Here is a 15,851-nt window from a genome sequence, read left to right on the forward strand (position 1 = left end):
ACAGGCCATCCCGATCTCTCTTTTTGTCTTTCTTTAGTCTGAGCATTCTGTTCCCATGAAAATTGTGAAAAAGCACCTGCAAGCCCTGGTTCTGAGTGCGGCCCTGGTGCCGGTATGGGGGCTGGCGCAGATCGCCCAACCCCAGCCGCCCGAAATCGCGGCCCGCAACTACCTGCTGATTGATGTCACGGCCAACCAGATCTTGGCCTCCAAAGAGCCCGATGTGGCCATCGAGCAAGCCTCGCTGACCAAGCTGATGACGGGCTACCTGGTGTTCGATGCGCTGCGCACCAAGAAGATCACGCTGGATCAAAAGCTGCCGGTGAGCGAGCAAGCCTGGAAGATGCCTGGCTCGCGCATGTTCATCGACCCCAAGATGCAGGTGTCGGTAGACGATTTGCTGCACGGCATGATCGTGCAGTCCGGCAACGACGCCACCATGGCCCTGGCCGAAGGTGTGGGCGGCTCCAAGGAAAACTTTGTGCGCTTGATGAACGAGCAGGCCAAGGCCCTCGGCATGAAGAGCACCAGCTACAAAAACCCCGAAGGCCTGACCGAGCCCGGTCACCTGACCACGGCGCGTGACCTGTCCATTCTGTCCACGCGCCTGATGCATGACTTCCCCCAGTACATGCACTACTACTCGACCAAGCAGTACCGCTACCCGGGCACGCCAGCCTCCAACAGCAACAACCGCAATACCTTGCTGTTCCGCGATCCCACGGTGGATGGCCTGAAGACCGGCCACACCAATGCCGCCGGCTATTGCCTGGTGGCCACGGCCAAGCGCGACATGCCCAATGTGGGCAGCCGCCGCTTGCTGTCCATCGTGCTGGGCACGGCCAGCGAGAACGCCCGCGCCGGTGAAAGCCAGAAGCTGCTGAACTGGGGCTATACCGCCTTTGACGGCGTGAAGCTGTTCGACGCGGGCCAGCCCGTGGAAGAGGCTCGCCTGTGGAAGGGTGCCAAGGACACGCTCAAGATCGGCCAGGAAAACCCCATTGTGGTGACTGTGCCGGCGGGCAGTGCCGGCAAGCTCACCACCCAGGTGGTGCGCAAGGATCCGCTGATTGCCCCCATCACCAAGGGCCAGACCGTGGGCTCGCTGAAGGTGCTGCTGGGTGCCGACACCGTGGCCGAGGTGCCTGTGGTGGCGCTGGAAGAGGTGCCGGAAGCCGGCTTCTTCCGCCGCCTGTGGGACACGATCCGCCTCTGGATCATGTAAGAGGGCCGAGAGAGCGTGCGTGCGCTCTCTCGGCTCGCTGCGCTTGCAAGTCCTTGATTTCGCAGCCCTGCCAACAGGCAGTGACTGCAAGGGCTAATACCGCAGCACTTGCCCGCACCAGACCGAGCTGGTACAGTTGCGGGCTTTTCGGAATTTCCGAAGGGTTTCACGTTTTCGCTTTTCAAGAAGCAAATTCACGTTTAGGGACGTTTATTAATGCCAACCATTAACCAACTCGTGCGCCAGGGCCGCACGGTCGAAGTTGTCAAATCCAAGAGCCCTGCTATGGAAAACTGCCCCCAACGCCGTGGCGTGTGCACCCGTGTGTACACCACCACGCCTAAGAAGCCTAACTCGGCTTTGCGTAAGGTGGCCAAGGTGCGTCTGACCAACGGTTTCGAAGTGATTTCGTACATCGGTGGTGAAGGCCACAACCTGCAAGAGCACAGCGTGGTGCTGGTGCGCGGCGGTCGTGTCAAGGACTTGCCCGGTGTGCGTTACCACATCGTTCGCGGTTCGCTGGACCTGCAGGGCGTGAAGGATCGCAAGCAATCGCGTTCCAAGTACGGTGCCAAGAAGCCTAAGGCCAAGTAAGAACGCAGTTCTGAAGTCCTGGTTTTTCGAACCAACAAGTAGGTGCTGTGTCCCGCGTGGCGCGAGATCACAGCGTAGTGACCCAAAGCGCAAATGTTTTGTGTGGGTCGAGTAAGTGGGAGTCCAGTTTTGGCTCTCGCGGTGTCTGAAAAGATGCCAACTGAAGCAAAGATAGAGGTAAAAAATGCCACGTCGTCGCGAAGTCCCCAAACGTGAAATTCTGCCGGATCCCAAGTTCGGCAATGTCGAGCTGTCCAAGTTCATGAACGTGATCATGGAAGGCGGCAAGAAGGCTGTTGCAGAGCGCATCATCTACGGTGCCCTGGAGCTGATCGCCAAGAAGTCGCCCGAGAAGGACGCTCTGGAAGTGTTCACCACCGCCATCAACAACGTGAAGCCCATGGTGGAAGTGAAGTCCCGCCGCGTGGGTGGCGCCAACTACCAGGTGCCCGTGGAAGTGCGTCCTGTCCGTCGTCTGGCTCTGTCCATGCGCTGGATCAAGGAAGCCGCCCGCAAGCGTGGTGAGAAGTCCATGGCCCAGCGCCTGGCCAACGAACTGATGGAAGCCACTGAAGGCCGTGGCGGCGCTATGAAGCGTCGTGACGAAGTCCATCGCATGGCCGAAGCCAACAAGGCTTTCAGCCACTTCCGCTTCTAATCGGAATATCGCTCTCGCGAACGGGGCCGCACGCAAAACATTGCTGCGGCCTTGTCTCGATTTAGAGCGTCCCCATATTGAACTGTCCATTCGGCGCACAAGGTCGGGTGAGGCAGATCTCCCATACGATCAATCAAGGATCCATCATGGCTCGCAAGACCCCCATCGAGCGCTACCGCAATATCGGTATCTCCGCTCACATCGACGCAGGTAAGACCACCACTTCCGAACGTATCCTGTTCTACACAGGCGTGACCCACAAGCTGGGCGAAGTGCACGACGGCGCTGCGACCACCGACTGGATGGAGCAAGAGCAAGAGCGCGGCATCACGATCACCTCGTCGGCCGTGACCTGCTTCTGGAAGGGTATGGACCTGTCCCGCCCCGAGCACCGTATCAACATCATCGACACCCCCGGCCACGTGGACTTCACCATTGAGGTGGAGCGTTCCATGCGCGTGCTGGACGGCGCCGTGATGGTGTATTGCGCCGTGGGTGGCGTGCAGCCCCAGTCCGAAACCGTGTGGCGTCAAGCCAATAAGCACAAGGTGCCTCGTCTGGCCTTCGTGAACAAGATGGACCGTACCGGCGCCAACTTCTTCAAGGTCGTTGAAGGCATGAAGACGCGTCTGAACGCGAATCCCGTGCCTATCGTGGTGCCCATCGGTGCTGAAGACAACTTCCAAGGCGTGGTCGACCTCATCAAGATGAAGGCTATCTTCTGGGACGACGCTTCCCAGGGCATGAAGTTCGAATACCGCGACATCCCCGCCGAGCTGGTTGATACCTGCAACGAATGGCGCGAGAAGATGGTTGAGTCGGCTGCCGAAGCTTCGGAAGAGCTGATGAACAAGTACCTGGAAGAGGGCGACCTCTCCGAGGCTGAAATCCTGGCCGGTCTGCGTCAGCGCACCATCGCCACCGAAATTCAGCCCATGCTGTGCGGTACCGCGTTCAAGAACAAGGGTGTGCAGCGCATGCTGGACGCCGTGCTGGACCTGCTGCCTTCGCCCGTGGACATTCCTGACGTTGCCGGTACCGACCCCGATGACGAAGAGAAGAAGCTGAGCCGCAAGGCCGACGATGCCGAGAAGTTCTCTGCTCTGGCGTTCAAGCTGATGACCGACCCGTTCGTGGGTCAGCTGACTTTCGTGCGCGTGTACTCCGGCGTTCTGACCAAGGGTGAGACCGTTCTGAACTCCGTCAAGGGCAAGAAAGAGCGTATCGGTCGTATCGTGCAGATGCACGCCAATGAGCGTCAGGAAGTCGAAGAAATTCGCGCCGGCGACATCGCTGCTTGCGTGGGCTTGAAGGACGTGACCACCGGTGAAACACTGTGTGCCGTGGATGCTCCTATCGTGCTGGAACGCATGGTCTTCCCCGAGCCCGTGATTGCACAGGCTGTGGAACCCAAGACCAAGACCGACCAGGAAAAGATGGGTATCGCCCTGTCGCGTCTGGCTGCTGAAGATCCTTCCTTCCGCGTGCGCACCGACGAAGAATCGGGTCAGACCATCATCGCCGGTATGGGCGAGCTGCACCTGGAAATCATCGTTGACCGCATGAAGCGCGAATTCAACGTGGAAGCCAACGTGGGCAAGCCCCAGGTTGCCTACCGCGAAACCATTCGCCAAAAGGTTGTGGACGTGGACGGCAAGTTCGTTCGCCAATCCGGTGGTAAGGGTCAGTACGGTCACGTGGTGTTCACGGTCGAGCCTCAAGAGCCCGGCAAGGGCTTCGAGTTCGTCGACGCCATCAAGGGCGGTGTGGTTCCTCGCGAATACATCCCTGCGGTGGAAAAGGGCGTGATCGAAGCGCTGACTGCCGGCGTGCTGGCTGGCTACCCCGTGGTGGACGTGAAGGTCACGCTGACCTTCGGTTCGTACCACGATGTGGACTCGAACGAAATGGCGTTCAAGATGGCCGCCATCTTCGGTTTCAAGGAAGCTGCTCGCAAGGCCAGCCCCGTCATCCTCGAGCCCATGATGGCCGTGGAAGTGGAAACCCCTGAAGACTACGCCGGTACCGTGATGGGTGACCTGTCTTCCCGTCGTGGCATGGTGCAGGGCATGGACGACATGGTTGGTGGCGGCAAGGCCATCAAGGCCGAAGTGCCGCTGTCCGAAATGTTCGGCTACGCCACTTCGCTGCGTTCGATGACCCAGGGTCGCGCCAGCTACACCATGGAGTTCAAGCACTACGCTGAAGCTCCTCGCAACGTGGCTGAAGCCATCGTGGCCGCACGCGCCAAGTAAGCTGCATCGTATAATCGAGAGCTTTTGAATCGAATCGCGGCCCTCTTTTTGGGGTGCCGCGATTTTTGCCGGTCTGCGATCTCATGCCGCCCTGTCACCTGTGCGGGGCGACCAAGCAATGGGATGCAGACCTTAAACATCACACAGGTTTGCTCTTTTCTCTGGAGAATTTGCAATGGCAAAAGAAAAATTTGAACGGACCAAGCCCCACGTGAACGTGGGCACCATCGGTCACGTGGACCACGGTAAGACCACCCTGACGGCTGCTATCGCTACCGTTCTGTCCAAGGCCTTCGGCGGCGAAGCCAAGGGTTACGACCAGATCGATAACGCGCCCGAAGAAAAGGCTCGCGGCATCACCATCAACACCTCGCACGTTGAGTACGAAACGGCCAGCCGTCACTACGCTCACGTGGACTGCCCCGGTCACGCTGACTATGTGAAGAACATGATCACCGGCGCTGCTCAAATGGACGGCGCTATCTTGGTGTGCTCGGCCGCTGACGGCCCCATGCCCCAGACTCGCGAGCACATCCTGCTGGCTCGTCAGGTGGGTGTGCCCTACATCATCGTGTTCCTGAACAAGTGCGACATGGTGGACGACGAAGAGCTGCTGGAGCTGGTCGAAATGGAAGTGCGCGAGCTGCTGGCCAAGTACGACTTCCCTGGTGACGACACCCCCATCGTGCGTGGTTCGGCCAAGCTGGCCCTGGAAGGTGACCAGTCCGACAAGGGCGAGCCCGCCATCCTGAAGCTGGCTGAAGCTCTGGACACCTACATCCCGACGCCCGAGCGCGCTGTGGACGGTGCTTTCCTGATGCCCGTGGAAGACGTGTTCTCCATCTCGGGTCGCGGCACCGTGGTGACCGGTCGCATTGAGCGCGGTATTGTCAAGGTCGGCGAAGAAATCGAAATCGTCGGTATCAAGGACACCGTCAAGACCACCGTGACCGGCGTGGAAATGTTCCGCAAGCTGCTGGACCAAGGTCAAGCTGGCGACAACGTGGGTCTGCTGCTGCGCGGCACCAAGCGTGAGGATGTGGAACGCGGCCAAGTGCTGTGCAAGCCCAACTCCATCAAGCCCCACACCCACTTCACCGCTGAGGTGTATGTGCTGTCGAAGGACGAAGGCGGTCGCCACACTCCTTTCTTCAACAACTACCGTCCTCAGTTCTATTTCCGTACCACCGACGTGACCGGCTCCATCGAGCTGCCCGCCGACAAGGAAATGGTGATGCCTGGTGACAACGTGTCGATCACTGTGAAGCTGATCGCCCCCATCGCCATGGAAGAAGGTCTGCGCTTCGCTATCCGCGAAGGTGGCCGCACCGTGGGCGCTGGCGTGGTTGCCAAGATCATTGCCTAATTCTTAGAAAACTAGGAATTAACAATGTCCAAGCAAAAAATCCGCATCCGCCTGAAGGCGTTCGACTACAAGCTGATCGACCAGTCGGCAGCTGAAATCGTTGATACCGCCAAGCGCACTGGCGCCATCGTCAAGGGTCCCGTGCCCCTGCCGACCCGCATGAAGCGTTTTGACATTCTGCGTTCGCCTCACGTCAACAAGACCAGCCGCGACCAGCTCGAAATTCGCACCCACCAGCGCCTGATGGACATCGTGGACCCCACAGACAAGACTGTGGACGCCCTGATGAAGTTGGACCTGCCGGCCGGCGTGGACGTCGAAATCAAACTGCAATAAGAGCAGAAGTGAGGTGTTAAAGCCTCACCTGATTCTTCCTTTTAACGCGAACTTGCCTGAAAAGGCAGTTCGCGTTAAAATTTGGGGCTTCGCTAATTTCTAGCGGAGTTTTATCAACCTTCTTTCGCGCGTTGCCCGCAAGGGCGCAAGTGCGCAACGCTGGGCCAATTGCAGTTACAGCGGCGAAAGTTTTGGAGAAACAAATGAGTCTGAGCAACTCCCTGGGGTTGCTGGGCCGCAAGGTGGGCATGATGCGTCTGTTTACCGATGATGGGGACGCAGTGCCTGTCACGGTGGTGGATGTATCCAACAACCGAGTGACCCAGGTCAAAACCCAAGAGAACGATGGCTATGTGGCCCTGCAGGTCACTTTCGGTGCACGCAAGGCCTCTCGCGTGACCAAGCCAGAAGCCGGCCACCTTGCCAAGGCAGGTGTGGAAGCCGGTGAAGTGACCCAAGAATTCCGTGTGACCGAAGAAACCGCTGCCAAGTACGCAGCCGGTGCAGCCCTGCCCGTGGCCGAGCTGTTCGCTGTCGGTCAAAAGGTGGACGTGCAAGGCACCTCCATCGGCAAGGGCTTCCAAGGCACGATCAAGCGTCACAACTTCGGTGCACAACGCGCTTCGCACGGTAACAGCCGTTCGCACCGCGTGCCCGGTTCTATCGGTATGGCACAAGACCCCGGTCGCGTGTTTCCCGGTAAGCGCATGTCTGGCCATATGGGTGACGTGGCCGTCACGACCCAAAACCTCGACGTGGTTCGCATCGACGAAGCGCGTCAATTGCTCTTGATCAAGGGCGCAATCCCTGGCTCCAAGGGCGGTTTCGTGTCTGTGCGTCCCGCCATCAAGGCCAAAGCTTCTAAAGGAGCGAACTAATGCAGCTCGAACTCCTGAATGAACAAGGCCAGGCCGCATCCAAGTGCGATGTGCCTGAAACCGTGTTCGGCCGTGATTTCAACGAAGACCTGGTCCACCAGATCGTGACCGCCTACCGTGCCAACGCACGCCAAGGCACCCGCGCTCAGAAGGACCGTGAGCAAGTGCGTCACACCACTGCCAAGCCTTTCAAGCAAAAGGGCACTGGCCGCGCACGTGCTGGTATGTCGTCCTCGCCCCTGTGGCGTGGCGGCGGTCGCATCTTCCCGAATCTGCCTGAAGAAAACTTCGCGCAGAAGATCAACAAGAAGATGTACCGCGCCGGTATGGCTTCCATCCTGTCGCAGCTGGCCCGCGAAGGCCGCCTGGCCGTGGTGGACTCCCTGACGCTGGAATCGCCGAAGACCAAGGTCCTGGCTGACAAGCTCAAGTCCATGAACCTGCAATCGGTGATGGTGATCGCCGATGAAATCGACGAAAACCTGTACCTGGCTTCGCGCAACCTGAAGAACGTGTTCGTGGTGGAAGCTCGCTACGCCGATCCCGTTTCGCTGATCCATTACAAGAAAGTGCTCGTCACCAAGGGCGCAATCGACAAACTCAAGGAGATGTTCGCATGAGCACGCTCAAGTTTGACGAAGGTCGTCTGATGCAAGTGCTGGTTGCTCCCATCGTGTCCGAAAAGGCCACCATGGTTGCTGAAAAGTCCAACGCTGTGACATTCAAGGTGCTGCAGAACGCCACCAAGCCTGAGATCAAGGCCGCTGTTGAACTGTTGTTCAAGGTGGAAGTGGCTGGCGTTTCCGTGGTGAACACCAAGGGCAAGACCAAGCGCTTCGGCAAGACCGTGGGCCGCCGTGACAACGTGCGCAAGGCTTACGTGATGCTCAAGCCCGGTCAAGAGCTGAACCTGTCTGGGGAGGCTGCTTAATCATGGCTGTTATCAAAATCAAGCCCACTTCGCCCGGTCAACGCGGCGCAGTGAAGGTGACCCGGGACCACCTGCACAAGGGTGCCCCTCACGCCCCCCTGCTGGAATCGCAATTCCAGAAGGCCGGTCGTAACAACAACGGTCACATCACCACCCGTCACAAGGGCGGTGGCCACAAGCACCACTACCGTGTGGTGGACTTCAAGCGCGACAAGGACGGTATCCCCGCCAAGGTTGAGCGCATTGAGTACGACCCCAACCGTACGGCCCACATCGCTCTGGTGTGCTATGCCGACGGCGAGCGTCGCTACATCATTGCTCCTCGCAACTTGGAAGTGGGCGCAACCATCATCAGCGGCTCTGAAGCGCCGATCCGCGTGGGTAACACCCTGCCGATCCGCAACATCCCTGTGGGTTCGACCATCCACTGCATCGAGCTGCAACCTGCAGGTGGCGCGCAAATCGCCCGCTCCGCTGGTACCTCGGCTACGTTGCTGGCCCGTGAAGGCGTCTACGCTCAAGTGCGTATGCGTTCCGGCGAAGTGCGCAAGATTCATATCGAGTGCCGCGCCACCATCGGTGAAGTCGCCAACGAAGAGCACAGCCTGCGCCAACTGGGCAAGGCCGGTGTGAAGCGTTGGATGGGTATCCGCCCAACCGTCCGCGGCGTTGCCATGAACCCGGTGGATCACCCCCACGGCGGTGGTGAAGGTCGTACCGGTGAAGGCCGTCACGCAGTTGACCCATGGGGCAACCTGACGAAGGGCTACCGTACCCGTAACAACAAGCGCACACAAGTCATGATTGTGTCGCGTCGTAAAAAGTAAGGGGTAGCAAATGACTCGTTCTCTCAAAAAGGGTCCGTTTGTTGACCATCACTTGCTGGCTAAGGTCGAAAAGGCCGTTGCCACCAAGGACAAGCGTCCTGTTAAGACCTGGTCGCGTCGCTCCATGGTTCTGCCCGATTTCATCGGTCTGACCATCGCTGTGCACAACGGCAAGCAACACGTGCCGGTCTACATCACCGACCAAATGGTGGGTCACAAGTTGGGCGAATTCGCTCTGACTCGTACCTTCAAGGGTCACCCCGCCGACAAGAAGGCCAAGAAGTAAGGAACGACCATGTCTGAAACACGTGCAGTCCTCCGTGGCGTCCGCTTGTCGGTTGACAAGGGTCGCCTGGTCGCGGATCTGATCCGCGGCAAGAAGGTGGACCAAGCTCTGAACATCCTCGCTTTCACGCAGAAAAAAGCTGCCGTGATCGTGAAGAAGGTGCTGGAGTCCGCCATCGCCAACGCTGAACACAACGATGGCGCCGACATCGACGATCTGAAGGTCAAGACCATCTTCGTCGAACAAGGCACCACGCTCAAGCGTTTCACCGCTCGCGCCAAGGGCCGCGGCAACCGCATCAGCAAACCCACCTGCCACATCTACGTGACCGTGGGTAACTGAGGCCTAAAGGAAGAATATGGGACAGAAAATCCATCCTACCGGCTTCCGTCTGGCGGTGAGCCGCAATTGGGCAAGCCGTTGGTACGCAAGCAACCGTGACTTCGCTGGCATGCTGGCCGAAGACATCAAGGTGCGTGAATACCTGAAGGCCAAGCTGAAGAACGCCGCTGTGGCGCGCATTCTGATCGAGCGTCCTGCCAAGAACGCCCGTATCACCATTTTCTCGGCACGTCCGGGTGTGGTGATCGGCAAGAAGGGTGAAGACATCGAGGCCCTGAAGAAGGAACTCGCTACTCGCCTGGGCGTGCCTGTTGCTGTGAACATCGAAGAAGTGCGCAAGCCCGAAATCGATGCCAAGCTGATCGCTGACTCGATCACCCAGCAGCTGGAAAAGCGCATCATGTTCCGTCGCGCCATGAAGCGCGCCATGCAGAACGCCATGCGTCTGGGTGCCCAAGGCATCAAGATCATGTCGTCCGGTCGTCTGAACGGCATCGAAATCGCACGTACCGAGTGGTACCGCGAAGGTCGCGTGCCACTGCACACCCTGCGTGCCGACATCGACTATGGCTTCTCTGAAGCCAAGACCACCTACGGCATCATTGGCGTGAAGGTCTGGGTCTACAAGGGTGATACCTTGGGCCGCAACGATCTGCCCGCCGTGGAAACGCCCCGTCCTGACGATGAGCGTCGTCCTCGCGGTCCTCGCCGCGATGGCCGCCGTGATGGTCGCGATGGTGCAGGCCGTGGTGCTCGCCGCCCTGCCGGTGGTAATGCGGCTCCTGCTGACGGTAGCGACAAGGCTGCCGCCGCTGGCGCTGACTCCGTTAAGCGCGTTCGCAAGGCTGACGCGCCCGCTACAGCAGCGGACGGTAAAGGAGAATAAACATGCTGCAACCTGCACGCCGCAAGTTCCGTAAGGAACAAAAAGGCCGCAACACCGGCATCGCTACACGTGGCAACTCCGTTGCCTTCGGCGATTTCGGTCTGAAGTCCACGGATCGTGGCCGTCTGACGGCCCGCCAGATCGAAGCCGCACGTCGTGCGATTTCCCGTCACGTCAAGCGTGGTGGCCGCATCTGGATCCGCGTGTTCCCGGACAAGCCAATCTCTACCAAGCCCGCAGAAGTGCGTATGGGTAACGGTAAGGGCAACCCCGAGTACTACGTGGCCGAAATCCAGCCCGGTAAGGTGATCTACGAAATCGTGGGTGTGCCTGAAGAGTTGGCCCGTGAAGCGTTCCGCCTGGCTGCCGCCAAGCTGCCGCTGCGCACGACCTTCGTGTCCCGTCAAATTGGTGCTTAAGGAGATCAACATGACGAAATCTGCTGAACTCCGCCAAAAAGACGTGGCTGGCCTGGAAGCTGAAGTGAAGTCCTTGCAAAAGGCCCACTTCGGTCTGCGTATGCAAAAGGCCACGCAACAACTGGGCAACACTGCGACCATCAAGGCTACCCGCCGCGACATCGCTCGTGCCAAGACCATCCTTGCTGAAAAGCAAGCCGCCAAGTAAGGAAGCCGACATGACGGAAGCTAAAAAATCCCTCAAGCGCACCTTGATTGGCAAGGTGGTCAGCGACAAGCGCGCCAAGACCGTGACGGTTCTGGTCGAGCGCAGCGTGAAGCACCCGATCTACGACAAGATCGTGGTGAAGTCGAGCAAGTACCACGCTCACGATGAAGAAGGCCAGTACAAGCTGGGCGACACCATCGAGATCACGGAAAGCCGCCCGCTGTCCAAGACCAAGAACTGGGTTGCGACCCGTCTGGTGCAAAAGGCCGGTCTGCTCTAAGCATTCATTTGCTCTGACAGCACTGTCTTGAAAAGCGACCCACAATGTGGGTCGCTTTTTTGTTTTCCGGGTCTTGCAAGCATGTCGCAGGCAGGCCGGAGGCACAACACCCTAGAGGACGCAACATGATCAAGGTCGGAGACACACTGCCCGCATGCAAGCTGATGGAATACGTGGAAGTGGAGGGCAATGGCTGCAGCATTGGCCCCAATCCCGTGGAATTGCCTCAAGCACTGGCTGGCAAGACCATTGCCCTGTTCGCCGTGCCCGGCGCCTTCACGCCCACCTGCTCGGAAAAGCACCTGCCTGGCTATATCGAGCAAGCAGCTGCGTTCAAGTCCGCCGGCGTGGATGAAATCTGGTGCCTGGCGGTGAATGACGCCTTTGTCATGGGCGCCTGGGGCCGCGACCAGCAGGCCACCGGCAAGGTGCGCATGATTGCCGATGGCGATGCCACCTTCTCCAAGGCCGTGGGCCTGACGCTGGACCTGAATGGCAAGGGCCTGGGTCTGCGCGCCAACCGCTATTCCATGCTGATCAAGGACGGCAAGGTGCTGCAACTGAATGTGGAAGCACCGGGCAAGTTCGAAGTCAGCGATGCCGCCACGCTGCTGGGCCAGGCCAAGGTGGCCTGAGCGCACACAGCGCTGCGTGATCCATGCATGGCTCATGCACCAACCAAAAACGCCACATCCGTGGCGTTTTTCTTTTTCGACCGCAGTCTGCTTCGACCGCAGTCTGCTGTGTTTCGTAGGCTTGGCGCATGTCCGCCATGTGGGCGGAGCGACGTCGCAGCCTAGAGAATGTCGGCCTTCAGGTAATGGGCGCCGGCAATGGGGCTGTGGTAGTAGGGGGGGATTTCCTCAAAGCCCAGCTCGGCATAGAGCGTGCGGGCAGATTCCATCTGGTCCAGTGTATCGAGCAGCACATGGTGGTAGCCCAGCTGTTGGGCCGCCGTCAACGTGGCTTCCGCCAGCTCGCGGCCCAGGCCAAAGCCGCGGAAGGCCCGGCGCACATATAGGCGCTTCATTTCTGCGGCGTTGGGGTAGTCGCTGCTGTCCAGGGGGCGCAATGCGCAGCAGCCGGCGGGGCTGCCATCCACATAGGCCAGCAGCAGACAGCCACGGGGTGGGGCGTAGTCTCCAGGCAGCTGTGCCAGCTCGCGCTCGAAATTTTGAAAGGCTAGGTCTATGCCCAGGCTGTCCGCATATTCCGTGAACAGGAGGCGAATGGCTTCAAGTTCAGCGGAAGTTGTGGCGGGCAGCAGGGCCACAGTGGGTCGGTCCACGGGGATGCGGTGCGCTTGGCGCAGAGTGGGCAAAGACGCAGTGTAGCGGGCGCTGCAGCAGGCCGCTATCGGGACTAGGCCTGAGATAGTGCGAGCAGACCCTGGCAGACCGGGCCGGCCAGGACGCCGCAGCGCATCAGAAGGCGGGCGCGGCGGCTAGCTGGTAGATCCACCATGCCCCGGCTGCGCACAGCGCGGCCAGGCCCAGGGCCAGCAGGCGCTGCACCATGCCGTCGCGTGTGGCGCGTGTGCCAGCAGGGGCCGGCTGGTCGCCATGCAACATGGCTGCCACCATGCGCTGGCGGCGCACCACGGTGTAGAACACAACGGCGCACAGGTGCAGTGCTATCAAGGCCAGCAGCAACCACTGTCCCCATTCCTTGTGCCAGGTGGTGGCCCAGCCGACGGTGTCGCCGCTGACAAAGCGGGTCAGCGGGCCGGAGAAGGCAATGTCGTCATCGCTGAACAGGCCGGAGCCCGCCTGTGCGCCAAGCACCAGCAGCATGCCCCATACCGAGAGTGCGCCCAGCGGGTTGTGTCCGTTGCGGTCGCTGGCCGTTCCCTGGCCGCGCAGATAGCGCAGCAGCCGGGCCGGGCTGGGGGTGAAGGTGGTGAAACGCGACCAATAGCCGCCCACCAGGCCCCACAGGATGCGAAACACGAGCAATGCCAGCACGGCATGGCCCAGGCGCAAATGCCATTCCATGGCATTGCCTCCCATCTTGGCGGTGACGACCAGGGCGATGACGCTGGCAGCCAGCAACCAGTGGAAGAGGCGGGTGGGAAGGTCCCAGATGCGGGTGGAAGAGGTATTCATGGCCTCCAATGTATGCGCTAGCTTGCAGGTAGTGGCTGCGATAACGCAAAAAGTCGGATTTTGGAAATCTGGGTGACACGGCGATACTGGAGCCCGGGCCCCAATAGGGGCCTGATTGATACCACCAATAACCAAGGAATCCCCATGAAGAAGACCCTGCCTGCCTTGCTGCTGGCGGCCTCCGCGGCCCTGTTGAGTGCACCGGCCTCCGCCCAGTTCGCCAAGAGCGAAGATGCCATCAAATACCGCCAAAGCGCCTTGTTCGTGATGGCCCAGCATTTCGGCAGCCTGGGTGCCATGGCCAATGGCAAGGCACGGTTCGATGCCAAGCTTGCGCAAGAAAACGCTGCGGTGCTGGACGCTGTGGCCAAGCTGCCCTGGAACGGTTTTGCTGAGGGCACGCAAGGCGGCAAGGCCAAGGCCGATATCTGGAAAGAAAAGGCCAAGTTCAACGACCATAGCAACCAGTTCGTGACGGAAGCGGCCAAGCTGTCTACCGCCGCCAAGACTGGCGATCTGGCGCAGCTGAAGGCCGCTTTCGGCCCTACCGCACAAACCTGCAAGAGCTGCCACGACGCTTTCCGTAGCCGATAAAAGCCACAGCGGGCGCAGCGAATGGCGGACATCAATCCGCTTGCTAACGCTGATATGCGTACAAAAGCCAGCATGATGCTGGCTTTTGTTGTTTATGTTGGGCTGAAGAATGAAAGCGGTAGCGCCCAAAGCTTGTCTACATTGATTTCCCCGCTGAAACCAGTCTGAAAGGTAAGCTGCCCATGCACAAAGTGCTCTTTGTTTTGCAGAAGTGCAGCCGGCGCAGCGCCAAGCTCAGGAGGAGCCTCTGCGCATAACACTGAGGGCGCGTAGCGCCAAAGAGGGGGGAATGTGCGCGAAGCGGCAGGGAGTTTTAAGCCTCCGCCAGCAGCTTTTCAATCAGCTTGTGCAGCTCGGCAAAGTCGGGTGCGCCCACATAGGTCTTCACGATCTCGCCGCGCTGGTTGACGATGTAGGTGGTGGGCGTGATGCGGATATCGCCCCAGGCCTTGGCCGCAGCGCCGGTGTTGTCCAGCGCCACCGCAAAGGGCAACTGGCGTGACTGGGCGAAGTTGACGACATAGCTGGGCGGGTCGTAGCTCATGGCCACGGCCAGGGTGTCATAGCCCCGGTCCTTGTACTTGTTGTAGGTGGAGACAATCTCTGGCATCTCGGCCACACAGGTGGTGCAGCTGGTGGCCCAGAAATTCACCAGCGTGACCTTGCCCTGCATGTCTGCCGTGGTGCGGGTGCTGCCATCCAGCAGCACAAAGGACGACTGCGGCGCCTTCTGGGTGGCAGTGCCCCAGTACACATAGGCTCCAAGGCCTGCGATGGTGGCCAGAGCGACGCCGGCGATCCAGTGTTTCGTTCCCATGCCGCGATTGTGTACCAAGGGCCGGCCTGGGCGTTCATAGCCGACTTGGACGTGAGGCTGAGCAGCGCCTGCATCAAGCCTTGGATTACATCTGGCAGTGAGTGGGTACTTCGGGTATGACTGCATTTAATAAATGGCGCGTGCTGCCGATAATCGGTGTATGACCAGTTCCATCGTTTCCCGTTGTGCTTCGCTTTTGTGGGTATGTGTTGCTGCCGCTGCGCTGTCAGGCTGCGAGAAGGAGCCCATGCTGAGTTGGCATGAGGTGCAGATGAAAGATGCGGGGCTGCTGGCCTACTTCCCCTGTGAGCCCGATGTGGCCCAGCGCAAGGTGGACTTTGGCATGGAGCAAGGCCCGGTGACGGTGAACATGATGGGCTGTGATGCCGTCGACTCCACCTATGCCGTCTCCCACTGGCTGCTGGACGATGCGCGCGAGGCCGACGATGCCCTGGCCTTCTGGGAGGCCGCGGTGCTGACCAAGCTCAACGCGGTAGACAGCGCCGAGGGCAAAAGCGGTGCGCCCTTTGTGCCGGCAGGCGCCATGAACCTGCCGCGCTCCATCCGTGCCACGGTGCAGGGCGTGGGGCCTTCGGGCTGGACTGTCACCACCCATGGCGTGTGGTTCGCCCGCAAGGAGGGGCGCAAGGCCCGCATCTACCACGCGGTCATTTACGCGCCGGCGTCGCAGCACAAGGTGGCCTCGCAGTTCTTCAAAGGCCTGGTGCTGCAAAACGAATAGCAGGTACTGCGCTTTGAGCCTGCGGCTCCCAGCGTTTTCCTTCTCGGAGCAGGGCGGTGTGCCGCTTGACTGTTGTCTGCGTACAACTGCCCCAGGCCTGCG

General features: G+C 59.8%; 23 protein-coding genes. 20 read left to right on the plus strand and 3 right to left on the minus strand.

What is annotated here, in order from left to right; genetic code table 11:
* Positions 1-55 precede the first annotated feature (55 nt).
* The 17 genes from ACA027_RS01575 (at position 56) to ACA027_RS01655 (ending at position 12,126) form a co-directional block, all read left to right on the plus strand.
* Entirely contained in the window at positions 56-1,225 is a 1,170-nt protein-coding gene (locus tag ACA027_RS01575; RefSeq protein WP_370680671.1) for a D-alanyl-D-alanine carboxypeptidase family protein, read from the plus strand.
* A 216-nt stretch (positions 1,226-1,441) separates the two neighbouring features.
* Entirely contained in the window at positions 1,442-1,819 is a 378-nt protein-coding gene (rpsL, locus tag ACA027_RS01580) for a 30S ribosomal protein S12 (RefSeq protein WP_012202325.1), read from the plus strand.
* Positions 1,820-2,003: 184 nt separating this feature from the next.
* On the plus strand, positions 2,004-2,477 hold the full coding sequence (gene rpsG, locus ACA027_RS01585) for a 30S ribosomal protein S7 (RefSeq protein WP_370680672.1): 474 nt from the start codon (positions 2,004-2,006) through the stop codon (positions 2,475-2,477).
* 146 nt (positions 2,478-2,623) lie between these two features.
* Positions 2,624-4,732: an elongation factor G gene (gene fusA, locus ACA027_RS01590; RefSeq protein ID WP_370680673.1), complete on the plus strand. Its 2,109-nt coding sequence runs from the start codon at positions 2,624-2,626 to the stop codon at positions 4,730-4,732.
* A gap of 175 nt (positions 4,733-4,907) precedes the next feature.
* Complete coding sequence (tuf, locus tag ACA027_RS01595; protein WP_370680674.1) at positions 4,908-6,098, plus strand: elongation factor Tu; 1,191 nt, start codon at positions 4,908-4,910, stop codon at positions 6,096-6,098.
* A 24-nt stretch (positions 6,099-6,122) separates the two neighbouring features.
* The gene (gene rpsJ, locus ACA027_RS01600; protein WP_005796953.1) at positions 6,123-6,434 is read left to right on the plus strand and encodes a 30S ribosomal protein S10; all 312 of its coding nucleotides are present in this window, start codon (positions 6,123-6,125) and stop codon (positions 6,432-6,434) included.
* Between the two features lie 203 nt (positions 6,435-6,637).
* Positions 6,638-7,312 (plus strand): 50S ribosomal protein L3, encoded by a 675-nt coding sequence (gene rplC, locus ACA027_RS01605; protein ID WP_370680675.1) that lies wholly within the window; start codon positions 6,638-6,640, stop codon positions 7,310-7,312.
* Complete coding sequence (gene rplD, locus ACA027_RS01610) at positions 7,312-7,932, plus strand: 50S ribosomal protein L4 (protein ID WP_370680677.1); 621 nt, start codon at positions 7,312-7,314, stop codon at positions 7,930-7,932. The genes rplC and rplD overlap by 1 nt, the downstream gene beginning before the upstream one ends.
* Positions 7,929-8,243 (plus strand): 50S ribosomal protein L23, encoded by a 315-nt coding sequence (rplW, locus tag ACA027_RS01615; protein ID WP_066541973.1) that lies wholly within the window; start codon positions 7,929-7,931, stop codon positions 8,241-8,243. Before rplD ends, rplW begins: the two co-directional genes overlap by 4 nt.
* A 2-nt stretch (positions 8,244-8,245) precedes the next feature.
* On the plus strand, positions 8,246-9,070 hold the full coding sequence (gene rplB, locus ACA027_RS01620; RefSeq protein ID WP_370680678.1) for a 50S ribosomal protein L2: 825 nt from the start codon (positions 8,246-8,248) through the stop codon (positions 9,068-9,070).
* Positions 9,071-9,080: 10 nt separating this feature from the next.
* Positions 9,081-9,356, plus strand: a complete 276-nt coding sequence (rpsS, locus tag ACA027_RS01625; protein ID WP_370680679.1) for a 30S ribosomal protein S19 — start codon at positions 9,081-9,083, stop codon at positions 9,354-9,356.
* Positions 9,357-9,365: 9 nt separating this feature from the next.
* Positions 9,366-9,698, plus strand: a complete 333-nt coding sequence (rplV, locus tag ACA027_RS01630; protein WP_011803747.1) for a 50S ribosomal protein L22 — start codon at positions 9,366-9,368, stop codon at positions 9,696-9,698.
* 16 nt (positions 9,699-9,714) lie between these two features.
* Positions 9,715-10,584, plus strand: coding sequence for a 30S ribosomal protein S3 (gene rpsC / locus ACA027_RS01635; protein WP_370680680.1), 870 nt, complete (start codon positions 9,715-9,717; stop codon positions 10,582-10,584).
* 2 nt (positions 10,585-10,586) lie between these two features.
* Positions 10,587-11,003, plus strand: coding sequence for a 50S ribosomal protein L16 (gene rplP, locus ACA027_RS01640; protein ID WP_066541965.1), 417 nt, complete (start codon positions 10,587-10,589; stop codon positions 11,001-11,003).
* A gap of 10 nt (positions 11,004-11,013) precedes the next feature.
* A complete protein-coding gene (gene rpmC, locus ACA027_RS01645; RefSeq protein WP_003059403.1) occupies positions 11,014-11,211 on the plus strand; it encodes a 50S ribosomal protein L29 in 198 nt (65 codons plus the stop codon).
* A gap of 10 nt (positions 11,212-11,221) precedes the next feature.
* Complete coding sequence (gene rpsQ / locus ACA027_RS01650; RefSeq protein WP_370680681.1) at positions 11,222-11,491, plus strand: 30S ribosomal protein S17; 270 nt, start codon at positions 11,222-11,224, stop codon at positions 11,489-11,491.
* A 125-nt stretch (positions 11,492-11,616) separates the two neighbouring features.
* The gene (locus ACA027_RS01655; protein WP_370680682.1) at positions 11,617-12,126 is read left to right on the plus strand and encodes a peroxiredoxin; all 510 of its coding nucleotides are present in this window, start codon (positions 11,617-11,619) and stop codon (positions 12,124-12,126) included.
* Positions 12,127-12,287: 161 nt separating this feature from the next.
* On the opposite strand, the gene ACA027_RS01660 is transcribed toward ACA027_RS01655, so the two are convergent.
* Together ACA027_RS01660 and ACA027_RS01665 are read right to left on the minus strand one after the other, a co-directional pair.
* Positions 12,288-12,779 (minus strand): GNAT family N-acetyltransferase, encoded by a 492-nt coding sequence (locus ACA027_RS01660; RefSeq protein ID WP_370680683.1) that lies wholly within the window; start codon positions 12,777-12,779, stop codon positions 12,288-12,290.
* A 136-nt stretch (positions 12,780-12,915) separates the two neighbouring features.
* The gene (locus ACA027_RS01665; protein WP_370680684.1) at positions 12,916-13,596 is read right to left on the minus strand and encodes a cytochrome b/b6 domain-containing protein; all 681 of its coding nucleotides are present in this window, start codon (positions 13,594-13,596) and stop codon (positions 12,916-12,918) included.
* A 144-nt stretch (positions 13,597-13,740) separates the two neighbouring features.
* On the opposite strand from ACA027_RS01665, the gene ACA027_RS01670 reads away from it, so the two are divergent.
* Together ACA027_RS01670 and ACA027_RS01675 are read left to right on the plus strand one after the other, a co-directional pair.
* On the plus strand, positions 13,741-14,190 hold the full coding sequence (locus tag ACA027_RS01670) for a cytochrome c (RefSeq protein ID WP_370680685.1): 450 nt from the start codon (positions 13,741-13,743) through the stop codon (positions 14,188-14,190).
* 21 nt (positions 14,191-14,211) lie between these two features.
* Entirely contained in the window at positions 14,212-14,358 is a 147-nt protein-coding gene (locus ACA027_RS01675; RefSeq protein ID WP_370680686.1) for a hypothetical protein, read from the plus strand.
* 145 nt (positions 14,359-14,503) lie between these two features.
* Here the strand turns inward: ACA027_RS01675 and ACA027_RS01680 are convergent, their stop codons facing one another.
* Complete coding sequence (locus tag ACA027_RS01680; protein ID WP_370680687.1) at positions 14,504-15,007, minus strand: TlpA disulfide reductase family protein; 504 nt, start codon at positions 15,005-15,007, stop codon at positions 14,504-14,506.
* Between the two features lie 247 nt (positions 15,008-15,254).
* On the opposite strand from ACA027_RS01680, the gene ACA027_RS01685 reads away from it, so the two are divergent.
* Positions 15,255-15,749 (plus strand): hypothetical protein, encoded by a 495-nt coding sequence (locus ACA027_RS01685; protein WP_370680688.1) that lies wholly within the window; start codon positions 15,255-15,257, stop codon positions 15,747-15,749.
* Positions 15,750-15,851 lie beyond the last annotated feature (102 nt).

It is taken from the genome of Comamonas sp. GB3 AK4-5 (genome assembly GCF_041320665.1).
Classification (GTDB): Bacteria; Pseudomonadota; Gammaproteobacteria; order Burkholderiales; family Burkholderiaceae_C; genus Comamonas.

Bases quoted from the DNA above. Each gene is read 5' to 3' on its own strand.
- rplP (WP_066541965.1), top strand. From the start codon at position 10,587: ATGCTGCAACCTGCACGCCGCAAGTTCCGTAAGGAACAAAAAGGCCGC.
- rpsS (WP_370680679.1), top strand. From the start codon at position 9,081: ATGACTCGTTCTCTCAAAAAGGGTCCGTTTGTTGACCATCACTTGCTG.
- ACA027_RS01685 (WP_370680688.1), top strand. From the start codon at position 15,255: ATGCTGAGTTGGCATGAGGTGCAGATGAAAGATGCGGGGCTGCTGGCC.
- fusA (WP_370680673.1), top strand. From the start codon at position 2,624: ATGGCTCGCAAGACCCCCATCGAGCGCTACCGCAATATCGGTATCTCC.
- rplD (WP_370680677.1), top strand. From the start codon at position 7,312: ATGCAGCTCGAACTCCTGAATGAACAAGGCCAGGCCGCATCCAAGTGC.
- rplV (WP_011803747.1), top strand. From the start codon at position 9,366: ATGTCTGAAACACGTGCAGTCCTCCGTGGCGTCCGCTTGTCGGTTGAC.
- ACA027_RS01675 (WP_370680686.1), top strand. From the start codon at position 14,212: ATGGCGGACATCAATCCGCTTGCTAACGCTGATATGCGTACAAAAGCC.
- rpsC (WP_370680680.1), top strand. From the start codon at position 9,715: ATGGGACAGAAAATCCATCCTACCGGCTTCCGTCTGGCGGTGAGCCGC.
- ACA027_RS01665 (WP_370680684.1), bottom strand. From the start codon at position 13,596: ATGAATACCTCTTCCACCCGCATCTGGGACCTTCCCACCCGCCTCTTC.
- ACA027_RS01575 (WP_370680671.1), top strand. From the start codon at position 56: ATGAAAATTGTGAAAAAGCACCTGCAAGCCCTGGTTCTGAGTGCGGCC.
- tuf (WP_370680674.1), top strand. From the start codon at position 4,908: ATGGCAAAAGAAAAATTTGAACGGACCAAGCCCCACGTGAACGTGGGC.
- rpsL (WP_012202325.1), top strand. From the start codon at position 1,442: ATGCCAACCATTAACCAACTCGTGCGCCAGGGCCGCACGGTCGAAGTT.
- rpmC (WP_003059403.1), top strand. From the start codon at position 11,014: ATGACGAAATCTGCTGAACTCCGCCAAAAAGACGTGGCTGGCCTGGAA.
- ACA027_RS01680 (WP_370680687.1), bottom strand. From the start codon at position 15,007: ATGGGAACGAAACACTGGATCGCCGGCGTCGCTCTGGCCACCATCGCA.
- rpsJ (WP_005796953.1), top strand. From the start codon at position 6,123: ATGTCCAAGCAAAAAATCCGCATCCGCCTGAAGGCGTTCGACTACAAG.
- rplB (WP_370680678.1), top strand. From the start codon at position 8,246: ATGGCTGTTATCAAAATCAAGCCCACTTCGCCCGGTCAACGCGGCGCA.
- rpsQ (WP_370680681.1), top strand. From the start codon at position 11,222: ATGACGGAAGCTAAAAAATCCCTCAAGCGCACCTTGATTGGCAAGGTG.
- ACA027_RS01655 (WP_370680682.1), top strand. From the start codon at position 11,617: ATGATCAAGGTCGGAGACACACTGCCCGCATGCAAGCTGATGGAATAC.
- ACA027_RS01670 (WP_370680685.1), top strand. From the start codon at position 13,741: ATGAAGAAGACCCTGCCTGCCTTGCTGCTGGCGGCCTCCGCGGCCCTG.
- rplW (WP_066541973.1), top strand. From the start codon at position 7,929: ATGAGCACGCTCAAGTTTGACGAAGGTCGTCTGATGCAAGTGCTGGTT.
- rpsG (WP_370680672.1), top strand. From the start codon at position 2,004: ATGCCACGTCGTCGCGAAGTCCCCAAACGTGAAATTCTGCCGGATCCC.
- rplC (WP_370680675.1), top strand. From the start codon at position 6,638: ATGAGTCTGAGCAACTCCCTGGGGTTGCTGGGCCGCAAGGTGGGCATG.